The 12,512-nt window shown below is 70.0% G+C and carries 11 protein-coding genes; 5 read left to right on the top strand and 6 right to left on the bottom strand.

Translation table 11 applies throughout. From position 1 onward, the window contains the following. Positions 1-59 precede the first annotated feature (59 nt). Entirely contained in the window at positions 60-1,025 is a 966-nt protein-coding gene (locus D9R02_RS00050; RefSeq protein WP_039101962.1) for a diacylglycerol/lipid kinase family protein, read from the top strand. Here D9R02_RS00050 and D9R02_RS00045 read toward each other — a convergent pair. From D9R02_RS00045 to D9R02_RS00030, 4 genes are all read right to left on the bottom strand, one after another. After that, the gene (locus tag D9R02_RS00045; RefSeq protein ID WP_246829151.1) at positions 1,010-2,014 is read right to left on the bottom strand and encodes a metal ABC transporter permease; all 1,005 of its coding nucleotides are present in this window, start codon (positions 2,012-2,014) and stop codon (positions 1,010-1,012) included. The two genes, D9R02_RS00050 and D9R02_RS00045, sit on opposite strands and share 16 nt — an antisense overlap. A gap of 11 nt (positions 2,015-2,025) precedes the next feature. Beyond that, positions 2,026-2,964, bottom strand: coding sequence for a metal ABC transporter ATP-binding protein (locus D9R02_RS00040; protein WP_121566079.1), 939 nt, complete (start codon positions 2,962-2,964; stop codon positions 2,026-2,028). Positions 2,965-2,967: 3 nt separating this feature from the next. Then, positions 2,968-3,951, bottom strand: a complete 984-nt coding sequence (locus D9R02_RS00035) for a metal ABC transporter solute-binding protein, Zn/Mn family (protein WP_121566078.1) — start codon at positions 3,949-3,951, stop codon at positions 2,968-2,970. 122 nt (positions 3,952-4,073) lie between these two features. Next, entirely contained in the window at positions 4,074-5,531 is a 1,458-nt protein-coding gene (locus tag D9R02_RS00030) for a GuaB1 family IMP dehydrogenase-related protein (protein WP_039101963.1), read from the bottom strand. Positions 5,532-5,876: 345 nt separating this feature from the next. On the opposite strand from D9R02_RS00030, the gene D9R02_RS00025 reads away from it, so the two are divergent. From D9R02_RS00025 to D9R02_RS12425, 3 genes are all read left to right on the top strand, one after another. Further along, on the top strand, positions 5,877-9,734 hold the full coding sequence (locus D9R02_RS00025) for a multifunctional oxoglutarate decarboxylase/oxoglutarate dehydrogenase thiamine pyrophosphate-binding subunit/dihydrolipoyllysine-residue succinyltransferase subunit (protein ID WP_039101964.1): 3,858 nt from the start codon (positions 5,877-5,879) through the stop codon (positions 9,732-9,734). Positions 9,735-9,868: 134 nt separating this feature from the next. Beyond that, a complete protein-coding gene (locus D9R02_RS00020; protein WP_019309384.1) occupies positions 9,869-10,468 on the top strand; it encodes a GDSL-type esterase/lipase family protein in 600 nt (199 codons plus the stop codon). A gap of 157 nt (positions 10,469-10,625) precedes the next feature. Further along, positions 10,626-10,700, top strand: coding sequence for a 50S ribosomal protein bL37 (locus D9R02_RS12425; protein WP_098054049.1), 75 nt, complete (start codon positions 10,626-10,628; stop codon positions 10,698-10,700). Positions 10,701-10,769: 69 nt separating this feature from the next. On the opposite strand, the gene rsrA is transcribed toward D9R02_RS12425, so the two are convergent. Together rsrA and D9R02_RS00010 are read right to left on the bottom strand one after the other, a co-directional pair. Continuing rightward, complete coding sequence (gene rsrA / locus D9R02_RS00015) at positions 10,770-11,036, bottom strand: mycothiol system anti-sigma-R factor (protein ID WP_019309385.1); 267 nt, start codon at positions 11,034-11,036, stop codon at positions 10,770-10,772. 3 nt (positions 11,037-11,039) lie between these two features. Further along, the gene (locus D9R02_RS00010; protein WP_019309386.1) at positions 11,040-11,720 is read right to left on the bottom strand and encodes a sigma-70 family RNA polymerase sigma factor; all 681 of its coding nucleotides are present in this window, start codon (positions 11,718-11,720) and stop codon (positions 11,040-11,042) included. A 208-nt stretch (positions 11,721-11,928) separates the two neighbouring features. Between D9R02_RS00010 and D9R02_RS00005 the strand changes: the two genes are divergently transcribed. Beyond that, positions 11,929-12,465 carry a hypothetical protein gene (locus D9R02_RS00005; RefSeq protein ID WP_019309387.1) on the top strand — a complete coding sequence of 179 codons (537 nt, stop codon included), beginning with the start codon at positions 11,929-11,931 and terminating at the stop codon, positions 12,463-12,465. Positions 12,466-12,512 lie beyond the last annotated feature (47 nt).

The following is a 12,512-nucleotide window of genomic DNA, read 5'->3' as shown; positions in this document are numbered from 1 at the left end:
CGCCCGTCGAGCTCCCCGAGCACCTCCCGCCCCGGTCGAGGATCCTCGGGGCCCACGCGGTGACCACGGGCCCACGCGACATCCTGCTGGTCCACAACGGCTCCTCCCGCGCGTCCCGCGATGCCTGCGAGCGCGCCGCAGGCATCCTCCGGGCGGGCGGATACCGAGCCCGTCCTCTGGCATCGGCTACGCCCAGAGGGCTCTCCGAGCTGCTCACGGACACCCTGCGCCGGGAGAGCCAGGCTGTTGCCGCCGTCGTGGCCGTGGGTGGGGACGGGATGGTCCACCTGGTGCTGCAGTGCCTGGACACGCTGAACCGGCAGGGCGTGGACCTGCCCTTCGGACTGGTGCCGGCGGGCTCCGGCAACGACCTCGCACGCCACCACGGTGTGCCCTCCCAGGACGTGGAGCGTGCCGCGGGTCGCGTGCTCCGTGGTCTGGAATCCGCGCCGCGCCGCACGGACCTGCTCCGGGTGGAGTGTGCGGACGGAACCCGTCACGTGTGCGCCACGGCCGTGTGCCTGGGCCTGGATGCCCGCGTCAACGCGCGTGCCAACCGCTGGTCGCGCGTGCGGGCATCTGCCAAGTACGTCGTCGCCCTTGCCGTGGACCTCGTGAGCATGCGGGCCCGCCCCTACCACTTGAGCTGGACCTCCCCGGACGGCAGCGAGCACAACGCCGCCCGGGACCTCACGCTGCTCACGCTCGCGAACACGTCCTCGATCGGCGGGGGCCTCACGATCGTGCCCGCCGCAGACGCCGGGGACGGCACCGCGGAGCTGTTCATGGTCTCGGACGTGGGGCCCCTGAAGTTCGTGGTGTCCCTGCCCCGGTTGTGGCTCGGCAGCCACGTGACCCTGCCCGAGGTGGCGGTGGAACCGGCGGTCTCGGCGAGCGTGGCCGTGAGCGCGCACGCCACCGGGCATTCCCCGGGCGGGGACATGGCTTTCGGCGACGGCGAGCGGCTCGGCCCCCTGCCCGTGACCCTGCGGGTACTCCCCGCGGCCGTTCAGATCCTGTTCTGAGCCGGGCCCGTCCCTGCGCCGGCGCCCGCTCCGGGTGAGCCCTGCCCGAGTGCGCCTGCCGTGTCCGCGGCGACCGGTGTGGCCGTGGAAACCGGCGCCCCCGCGCCCACCGGGCCGCGCGGCGTCGTCGTCCGGCGGTGGGAGGACGAGCGTTCGCGCACGGCGCGCACCAGGCGGGAGACCAGCCACAGGGCGAACGAGATGGTGGTGACGTACGGGCTGATGGGGATGTTCCCGCCCAGCGCGAGCAGGATCCCGCCCACCATGGCCAGTTCCGCGAAGAGCACCGAGAGCACCACCGTGCGCACGGGACTCACGGTGAGGTTCATGGCCGCGGCCGCCGGGGTAATGAGCAGGGCGAGCACCAGCAGCGAACCCACGATCTGCACGGACAGCGCCACGGTGATCCCCAGCAGCACCATGAACGCGATGGAGAGCCCCCGCACCGGCAGGCCCTTGGCCTGGGCCACCAGGGGGTCCGTGCTCGCGAACGTGAGGGGCCGCCAGACACCCACGAGCGTGATCACCACCAGCGCCGAGAGCAGCACCATGGAGGTCAGCTGCACCGAGGAGACCGACACGATCTGACCGGTCAGCAGCGAGAACTTGTTGGACGAGCGGCCCTCGTAGAGGGACAGGAACAGGATGCCCAGCCCCAGCCCGAAGGGCATCAGGACCCCCACGAAGGAGTTGCCCTCCCGCGCGCGCAGCCCCGCGAACCCCATGATCAGGGCGGCGAGGATCGAGCCCACGAGCGAACCCGTGATCACGTCCGCTCCGATCAGCAGCGCGGCGGCGGCCCCGGCGAAGGACAGCTCCGCGATGCCGTGCACGGCGAACGCGAGGTCCCGCATCATCACGAACGTGCCCACGAGCCCGCCCACGAGCCCCAGCACCGCCCCGGCCCACACCGAGTTGCGCAGCAGAGAGAGCAGCTCGGCGTAGTCCTCGAAGACGAACACGGAGCTCAGGAAGGAGTTCCAGTCGATGGCTTCCGTGATCACGGGACGATCTCCTCCGGGGAGTCGGTGTGGTGGGCACTGTCCGGGCTGCCGGCCACCAGGATCCGGCCGTTGGCGCGCAGCACCTCGATGGGGCTGCCGTAGAGCTCGGTGAGCACGTCCGAGCGCAGCACCTCGTCCGGCGTGCCGATCCGGAAGGAGCCGTTGGCCAGGTACAGGATCCGGTCCACGTGCTCGATGATCGGGTTCACGTCGTGGGTCACGAACACCACGGCGCAGCCGGTGCGCTCACGCTGCTCGTGCACCAGCTCGCTGACCACGTGCTGGTGGCGCAGGTCCAGGGAGAGCAGCGCCTCGTCGCACAGCATGACCGTGGGCTCCGCCGCGAGCGCCTGTGCGATCCGCAACCGCTGCTGCTCGCCCCCGGAGAGCAGCCCCACGGGGGCTTGCGCATAGTCCGTGGCGCCCACCCGCTCGAGCAGCTCGTCCACCCTGCGGTGCACCCGCCGCGAACGCAGACGCATCCCCCACCGGTGTCCGTCCACGCCCTGGGCCACGAGGTCGCGGGCCCGCAGCGGGGTGCGCTCCGGGAAGCCGCGCTGCTGGGGGACGTATCCCACGCGGGAGGCTGCCGTCCGCGGACGCACACCGTTGACGCTCACCGTCCCGGCCGTGAGCGGCAGCAGCCCCAGGAGCACCTTGAGCAGGCTCGTCTTGCCCGTGCCGTTGGAACCCAGCACGGCCAGGTACTCCCCGGGGCGCACGTCCAGGTCCAGACCGGACCACAGGGTGCGCTCCCCGAAGGAGAGCTCGGCGCCGCACAGCCGGATCACCGGGTCGTGCCGTTTTTCCGACTGGTTGCCAGGAGCACCCGCCGTGGAGCCCGCGGAGCCGGGAACGCTGTGCCCCGCAGCCGTGGTGGGCCCCGCCGCCGTGGTGGGCCCTGCCGCGCCGTCACGTGTTCTCTCGGATGCCACAGGTTACTTCTTCACGGCTTCGGCCACGTGGTCCACGTTCTCGGCCATCCACTGCTGGTACGTCCTGCCGTCCGGCACGGTCTCGGTGAACTCCACCACGGGGGTGCCCGCCTCCTGGGCGGTGGTGCGCAGACGCTCCGTCTGCCCCGTGGAGGTCTGCTGGTTGAACGCGAGCAGCGCAATGTGCTCGTCCGCGACCAGTTTCAGCGTGTCGTTGAGGGCGGCCGGCGGCGCGTCCGTCTCGGCGTCGATCGCCTCGGCGAACTCCGCGGGGGTGTCGTCGTGCAGACCCGCGTCCTCCAGCAGGTAGCCGGGGACCGGTTCCGTGGCCACGTAGCCACCGCTCGCCCCGAGACCCCCGAGGCGCTCGTCCAGGGCGGTCAGCTCCTGTCCCACCCGTGCGGCGTTGTCCGTGTAGTAGCTCGCGCTGGAGGGATCCACCTCCCCCAGCTGGCGGGCGATCTGCGTGACCACCTCGGTCATGGTCTCCAGGTCGTACCACACGTGCTCGTTGAATCCCCCGTGGTGGTGGTGGTGCTCCCCCGAGCCGTGGTCGTGGTCGTGCTCCTCGGCGGCCTCACGGTCCTGCTCGGACTGCAGACCCGAGACCTCCACGGCGTCCACCACGCGCGCGCCCTCCGGCGCCAGATCGGTCATGAACTGGTCGTACCCGCCGCCGTTGCGCACCAGGAGGTCGGCTTTTTCCACGGCCAGCCGGTCCTGCGGCGTGGCCTCGTAGGAGTGGGGGTCCTGGGCTGAGGAGTGGATCACCGGCGTGGCCTCCACCTTGTCGCCACCCACCTGGGCCGCGAGGTCCGAGTAGACGTTGGTGGAGGTGGTCACCCGGATCTTCCCGGAGTCCTCCGATCCGGATCCGCCCTCCTGCGCCGATCCGCCCGAGCAGCCCGTGAGGGCCAGCGCTCCCAGCAGCCCCAGGACTGCTGCGGCCCTGGCTCCGTGGCGGTTGGTGCGGTCACTCACGCGCATCGTCTCCCTGCTCGGCGTCCCCCCGCACCACCTGGGGTGCCGATGAGAACGGATGTCATCAAATCAGAGCGCGAGCATATCATGAACCATTCTCATGTAGCGGCGTGATGAGAACGGGCGGATCAGGACCAGGACTCGGAGCGTGGCCTGCCCTCGTCGTAGCCCGACTGGGACTGGATGCCCACCACGGCGCGGGACGCGAACTGCCGCAGCGTGGTGGCCCCGGCGTAGGTCATGGAGCTGCGCACCCCGGAGGTGATGTGGTCCAGCAGGTCCTCCACCCCGGGTCGCTGGGGGTCCAGGTACATGGTGGAGTTGGAGATCCCCTCCTCGAACAGCGCCTTGCGGGCCCGGGAGAACCGGTCCTCTCCCAGGGTGCGGTGCTTCACGGCACGGGCCGAGGCCATCCCGAAGGACTCCTTGTAGGCACGGCCGTCCGCGTCCACGGTGATCTCCCCCGGCCCCTCGTGGGTGCCCGCGAACCACGAGCCCACCATGACCTGGCTCGCCCCCGCGGCCAGGGCGAGGGCGACGTCGCGCGGGTGCTTGACCCCGCCGTCCGCCCAAATGTGCGCACCGAGGTCCTGCGCGGCTTCCGCGCACTCCACAACCGCTGAGAACTGGGGACGCCCCACCGCCGTCATCATGCGGGTGGTGCACATGGCCCCCGGGCCCACGCCGACCTTGACGATGTCCGCGCCGGCCGAGACGAGGTCGCGCACGCCGTCGGCGGTGACCACGTTGCCGGCCACCACCGGCACCTGGGGATCCAGGGCGCGCACGGCGGCCACGGCCTCCATGGCCTTGAGCTGGTGGCCGTGGGCGGTGTCCACCACGAGGACGTCCACCCCGGCCTCGAGCAACCGGGCGGCCTTGGCGCCCACGTCACCGTTGATGCCCACGGCGGCACCCACGCGCAACCGCCCCCGGGCGTCCACGGAGGGGGTGTAGATGGTGGAGCGCACGAGACCCTGGCGTGTGATGATCCCGGCGACCTCCGTGCCCCGCAGCACCGGAGCCGCGCTCACCCGCGCGTCGGCGAGGCTCTCGTAGAGCGCACGCAGCGCCGCGGGATCGGCGTCCTCTGGGAACTCGGTCTCCTGGAACTGCGGGCCGTCGCTGCGGGCCAGATCGCCCAGCTGGGTGAAGCGGTCCACGTCCTGGCAGTCGGATTCCAGCACGAGGCCCAGGTACCGGCGCTGCTCGTCCACCACGACCACCAGTCCGTGCGGGCGCTTGTGGATGATCCCGAGCGCGTCGTGGACCGTGTCCGTGCGCCGCAGCACCACAGGGGTGTCCCAGCGCGGGGAACGGTCCTTGACCCAGGACGTGACCTCCGCGATCACGTCCAGCGGGATGTCCTGCGGCAGGATGCCGAGCCCGCCCCGACGGGCCATGGTCTCAGTCATCCGGCGTCCGGTCACCGCCGTCATGTTCGCGGCCACGACCGGGATCGTGGAGCCCGTGCCGTCCTGCGGGGACAGGTCCGCGTCGAAGCGGGACGTGACCCTGGACATGGAGGGCACCAGGAAGACGTCGTTGTAGGTCAGGTCCGTGGTGGGATTCGTGAGGAAGCGCACAGACGCACAGTCTACTGTCCACCGTCACGCTCCGGGCCCGACGCCGCCCGGTCGCCCTGGGCCGCGTCCGCCTGGGTGACGTTCCCCGCAGCCGGCGTCGTCGTGGCCCCGCACGCGGGCGGCGTCGGCTCCGGAACACGGTGCGCGGAGCACGGCGAGGGGCCCGTGCGACGGGTGGCACGCGTCCTGCCGCCTCACTAGACTGAAAAACCGGATCCGGCTTTGCATGCGCGAAGCCCGTCGAGGGCGCCCACGGCCGGTAAACTCCGTGGGAGCCGCACAGGGGCCGCGAGGACCAGCTCGCCACCCGGGACACCCAGCACAGATGGAAGAGGCGTATCACTCGTGCCAGACCAGCCGCACCACCTTATCCCCGAAGAATTTGCCGGCAACGAATGGCTTGTGGACGAGCTCTTCGAGAAGTACCAGGCGGACAAGAACTCCGTGGACAAGAAGTGGTGGCCCATCTTCGAGCAGATGGCGGACGAGGACAAGGCCTCCGCCCCCGGTGGCACGAACTCCGCTCCCGCCGGCAAGGCCTCCGCGACCACCGCCGCGTCGGCTCCCGCCGCGAAGAAGCCCGAGGCCTCCCCGGCCCGCGCCTCGGAGCCGGCCGCCCGGAAGCAGACTCCCCAGACCACAGAACGTGCGCAGTCCCCGGCACCCGCCGCGACCGGCGCCAAGGCGAAAGGACGGCCCGAGGGCGTGGACACCGAAGCGGACAGCAGCGAGGGAGCAGCCTCCAAGCGACCCATCCGGGCGCAGCCTGAGGACCGCAAGGAGGACGGCCCGGCCAAGGAGAAGCCCGCGGAGGACACCGTGGTCAAGCTGCGCGGTCCCGCCAAGGCCGTGGCCGCCAACATGGATGCCTCGTTGAGCGTCCCCACGGCCACCACGGTGCGCGCCGTGCCGGCCAAGCTGCTGATCGACAACCGCCTGGTCATCAACTCCCACCTCTCCCGCAACCGGGGTGGCAAGGTCTCCTTCACCCACCTGGTGGGCTACGCCGTCATCCGGGCGCTGGCCAACTTCCCGTCCATGAACGTCATCTACGACGAGTCGGACGGCAAGCCCGCGGCCATCCACCCCGCCCACGTGAACTTCGGCATCGCGATCGACATCCCCAACAAGGACGGCTCGCGCAACCTGGTGGTGCCCAGCATCAAGGCCGCCGAGACCATGTCCTTCCAGGAGTTCTGGACCTCCTACGAGGACATCGTCAAGCGCGGCCGCAACGGCGCCCTGACCATGGAGGACTACTCCGGCACTACGGTCTCCCTGACCAACCCGGGCGGGATCGGCACCGTGCACTCCGTGCCGCGGCTGTCCAAGGGCCAGGCCTGCATCATCGGCGTCGGTGCCCTGGACTACCCCGCCGAGTACAAGGGCGCCTCTCCCCGCACGATCGCTCACAACGCGGTCTCCAAGGTCATCACCCTGACGTCCACCTACGACCACCGCGTGATCCAGGGTGCGGGCTCCGGCGAGTTCCTGAAGCTCGTGGAGCACTACCTGCTGGGCGGGGACGACTTCTACGACCACATCTTCGAGGCGCTGCGGATCCCCTACGAGCCCGTGCGCTGGGCCGTGGACAACCAGGTCAACCCCGAGATCCAGATCAACAAGGTCGCCCGGATCCAGCAGCTGATCCACTCCTACCGCGTGCGCGGACACCTCATGGCGGACACCAACCCGCTCGAGTACGTGATGCGCAAGCACCCGGACCTGGACATCCGCACCTACGGGCTGACCCTGTGGGACCTCGAGCGGGAGTGGCCCACCGGCGGCTTCGGTGGCCAGAGCCTGCTCACCCTGCGCGTGATCCTCGGACGGCTGCGGGACGCGTACTGCCGCACCGTGGGCGTGGAGTACATGCACATCCAGGATCCGGAGCAGCGCGAGTGGTTCCAGTCCAAGCTGGAGCGCGACTACCAGAAGCCGTCCCGCGAGGAGCAGTTCCACATCCTGGAGCGGCTGAACGCGGCGGAGGCCTTCGAGACCTTCCTGCAGACCAAGTACGTGGGACAGAAGCGCTTCTCCCTGGAGGGCGGCGAGTCCCTGATCCCGCTGCTGGACGCGATCATGTCCGAGGCCGCGGACGCCTCGCTGGCCGGCGTGGGCATCGCCATGGCCCACCGTGGCCGTCTCAACGTGCTCACCAACATTGCGGGCAAGTCCTACGCCCAGGTGTTCCGCGAGTTCGAGGGCAGCCAGGACCCGCGCGCCTCCGAGGGCTCCGGCGACGTGAAGTACCACCTGGGCACCGAGGGCGTGTTCACCTCCGACAACGGCAACGAGACCCAGGTGTACCTGGCCGCAAACCCCTCCCACTTGGAGGCCGCGGACCCCGTCATCGAGGGCATCGCCCGCGCCAAGACGGACGTGCTCGGCGCAGGCCCCGAGGGCAACGGCGAGTTCCCCGTGCTGCCCATCCAGGTCCACGGCGACGCCGCCATGGCCGGTCAGGGCATCGTGTACGAGGTCATGCAGATGTCCGGGCTGGAGGGCTACAACGTGGGCGGGACCATCCACGTGGTGGTCAACAACCAGGTGGGCTTCACCACCGCTCCCTCCGCCGGACGCACCTCCACGTACTCCACGGACGTGGCCCGCACGGTGCAGGCCCCGATCTTCCACGTGAACGCGGACGACCCCGAGGCCGTGGTCCGCGTGGCGCAGCTCGCGTTCGAGTACCGCCAGCGCTTCCACCGCGACGTCGTGGTGGACCTGGTCTGCTACCGCCGCCGCGGCCACAACGAGGGCGACGACCCCTCGATGACCCAGCCGCTGATGTACTCCCTGATCGACGGCAAGCGCTCCACGCGCAAGGTCTACACCGAGAACCTCGTGGGCCGCGGGGACATCACCCAGGAAGAGGCGGACCGGGCACTAAAGGACTACCAGGAGCGCCTGGAGCGCGTGTTCGCGGAGACCCACGAGGCCCAGAACTCCACGGTCCCGCTGGTCACCGGGGACGCCGCTGCCATCGCCAACATCGAGCGCCCGTCCGCGCAGCAGGCGGACTCGGGCGTCTCCGTGCCAAAGACCACCGCGATCTCCCCGGAGACCGCGCAGCGCATCGGCGACTCCTACGTGGAGATGCCCGAGGGCTTCACCATGCACCGCAAGCTCAAGAAGCTCGCGGAGAAGCGCCGGGACATGACCCGCGAGGGCGGGATCGACTGGGGCATGGGCGAGCTCATGGCCTTCGGCTCCCTCCTCATGGACGGTGTGCCCGTGCGGATGTCCGGGCAGGACGTGCGCCGCGGCACGTTCACCCAGCGCCAGGCGGTGTTCTTCGACGCCGAGAACGGTGCGGAGTGGACGCCGCTGAACAGCCTGTCCGCGGACCAGGCCCACTTCTCGATCTACAACTCCCTGCTCTCCGAGTACGGCGTGCTGGGCTTCGAGTACGGCTACTCCGTGGAGCGTCCCGAGGCGCTGACCGTGTGGGAGGCGCAGTTCGGTGACTTCACCAACGGCGCACAGACCATCGTGGACGAGTTCATCTCCTCCGCGGAGCAGAAGTGGGGTCAGCGCTCCAACCTGGTGCTGCTGCTCCCCCACGGCTTCGAGGGCCAGGGCCCGGACCACTCCTCCGCACGCATCGAGCGTTTCCTGACGCTGTGCGCGGAGAAGAACATGATCGTGGCCCAGCCCTCCACCCCGGCCAACCACTTCCACATGCTGCGCCGCCAGGCGTACTCGCGTCCGCGCCGGCCCCTGATCGTTGCCACGCCCAAGCAGCTGCTGCGCCTGAAGGCCGCGGCCTCCCCCGTGGAGGACTTCACGCAGGGCACGTTCCAGCCGGTGATCCCGGACGTCGCGAACCTGGACGACTCCAAGGTCACGGACGTGATCCTGGTGTCCGGTCGGCTGTACTACGACCTCGAGGCGCAGCGGAAGAAGTCCGACGACCACTCCACCGCGATCGTGCGCGTGGAGCAGCTATACCCGCTGCCCGCGGACGAGATCAAGGAGCAGCTGGCGCGCTACCCGCAGGCCCGTGTGATCTGGGCCCAGGACGAGCCCGCCAACCAGGGTGCGTGGCCGTTCATGGCCGTCAACCTGGTGCCGCAGCTGGACCGAGCGGTGACCCTGGCGTCGCGCCCGGCCTCCGCCTCCCCCGCCAACGGCTCGGCCAAGCGCCACGCCGCGGAGTTGGAGACCCTGGTGCAGCAGGCGTTCGACCGCGGGGAGTGATCCCGCACCGGGTGCGTCCCACCGTCCCCCACGGTGAGCGCACCCGCCGGCCCCGCACGCCGGACCCGACCTGCCCGGGGGCCGTCACCTGACGGCCCCCGGGCCACGCAACAACCCGAAGGATGTCGAGAAGAGTGGACCAACGCAGGATCCGCATTGTGGCCGTGGGCGACGAACTGCTGGCCGGAGTGGACGACCCCCGCGCCCTGGGCTGGTTCGGTCGCGTCCTGGCCCGCACCCCCCGTGACGTGGTCCCCGTGGACGCCTACAACCTCGCCGCGCCGGGAGAGGGCAGCGAGACCCTCAACGAGCGCTGGTTCGACGAGGCGGTCCGCCGCTTCGATCCCGCGTGCGACAACCGTCTGGTCATCGCGCCGTCCGCCCTCGACATCGACCTGGGCATCACCTCCGCGCGTTCCCGGCTGAACATGGCGAACATCGTGGACCAGGCCACCCAGAACAACGTCAAGGTGCTGGTGGTGGGCCCGCCGCCCACGCTGGACCCGCAGCGCAACCGCAAGATCGCGGACCTCTCCGCGGCGTACGGGGATGTCACCACGCGCCGCAACCACGTGTACGTGGACACCTTCAACCCGCTGCAGCACCACGAGCAGTGGCGCAAGGACCTGGCCGCCAACCACGGCAACCCCGGCCAGGCGGGCTACGGCCTCATCGCGTGGCTCGTGCTGCACCGCGGCTGGTACAACTGGTTGCAGTTGCCCGAGCCCCGCTGACGCCGGTTCCGAGAACGGCACTCGTCCCGGCCTCCCGTTCCGGCAGGCACCCTGCTCCCCCGCAGGGACGGTCCGGGAACCTTGGTGGCTCTGGGACCACCGCAGATGTGAGATACTGACGGACGATGTTCCAGCCAATCACCACAGGAGGTACATCATGAGCAAGCGTGGACGTAAGCGCAAGGATCGTCGCAAGAACTCGGCAAACCGCGGCAAGCGGCCCAACTCCTGAAGTTCTGCGCACGAACCACGGAACGCCCGCAACCATCATGGTTGCGGGCGTTCTGCATGTCCGGAGTCCTCAGGCCGCGGGGTGCTCGCCGCACTGCGCGTCGATGCGCTCCAGGATCGAGCGCTTGAGCTGCTCGGGGGCGCTCTCGCAGCACGAGCGCTTCATCACGGAGCGGATGACGCACTCCAGGTTGTACTCGCGCTCGCACTCGGAGCACCCGGTGAGGTGGGCGTGGATCTCCTCAAGGTCCTCGGTGGTCAGCGCGCCGTCCAGGTACTCGTAGATGCGCTGGATGCGTTCGTCGGTGCAGCCGCCGCTGCAGGGGTTCTGCGTCATGTGTCAGCCTCGATCCTTCGCCGGTGCCCCGCCCTTGGCCGGCCTGCCGGCCTTGGACGTGTCGAATCCTCGTTCCTGGGCGTAGTCGCCCAGCTTCTCGCGCAGGAGCTTGCGGCCGCGGTGCAGCCGGGACATCACGGTGCCGATGGGCGTGTCCATGATCTCGGAGATCTCCTTGTACGCGAATCCCTCCACGTCCGAGAAGTAGACCGCCAGGCGGAACTCCTCGGGCAGCTCCTGCAGCGCCCGCTTCACGTCCGAGTCCGGGAGGTGGTCCAGTGCCTCGACCTCCGCGGAGCGCAGCCCCGTGGAGGTGTGGGACTCGGCCCGGTGCAGCTGCCAGTCCTCCACGGTGTCCGTGTTCGCCTGGCGGGGTTCACGCTGCCGCTTGCGGTAGAGGTTGATGTACGTGTTGGTGAGGATCCGGTACAGCCAGGCCTTGAGGTTGGTCCCGGGCTTGTACTGGTGGAACGCGGAGAACGCCTTGGTGTAGGCCTCCTGCACGAGGTCCTCGGCGTCGGAGGGGTTGCGGGCCATCCGCAGCGCGGCCGCGTAGAGCTGGTCCACGTACTGCATGGCGTCGCGCTCGAAGCGTTCGCGCCGCTGCTGGGTGGACTCCTCACCGGCCGGCACCTCTTCGGGGTGCTCCACGGCGTGGGATTCGTGAGTTCGCTGATCGTTCATCACGCCCAAGTCTAAGGCGGGGGCCGTCATCTCTGGACCGTCACCTGCCTTCCCGCACGCCTTCTGCCTCACCACACGTGTGGTGCTTCCGTTCATCCGGCACAACACACGCTGCTCGCGCGGGTATTCCCGGGGGAGCCCCGGCCGCGGGCCGATAGGATGACGTTCGTGCCTTCCCGGAGATGCCGGGACCCTAAGGAGGAGAACCATGAGCATTGTTCGTCGTCTCGCCCGCCCGCTGCTCGCCACCGGCTTCATCGCCGGAGGTGTGGACGCGTTCCGCAACTCGTCCACCACGGCCCGGCAGCTGGACCCCGTGCTGAAGGCCGTGGAGAGCGCCGCACCGCAGCTGCGCCCCGTGACCGCCAACCGCGCCGTGGTGGCGCAGGGTCTCGCCGCCGCCCAGGTGGCCGCCGCGTCCCTGCTGGCCGTGAGCAAGCTGCCCCGACTGTCCTCCACCGTGCTGCTGGGCACCACCGCCCTCAACGGCTACGCCCAGTACCGCTCCGCGGACGCGAGCACCACCGAGGGCAAGGAGGCCCGCCGCTCGGGCCTGCTGAAGAACGTGTCCCTGCTGGGCGGCGTGATGATCGCCGCCGTGGACACCTCCGGCAACCCGTCCCTGGCGTGGCGCGCGAGCCACCTCGCGGACGACGTCCGCAAGAACGCCGTCAAGGTCAGCAAGGACACCAAGAAGAAGCTGACGGAGGCCGAGAAGGCCGTGCAGAACGCCGTCTCCTTCTAGTCCGCCGCACCACGTGACGCGCAACGGCTTGACGCACCCCCGGGACC

This window comes from Kocuria rhizophila (assembly GCF_003667225.1).
Taxonomy (GTDB): domain Bacteria; phylum Actinomycetota; class Actinomycetes; order Actinomycetales; family Micrococcaceae; genus Kocuria; species Kocuria rhizophila.
This window is presented reverse-complemented; position numbering and strand designations above follow the sequence as displayed.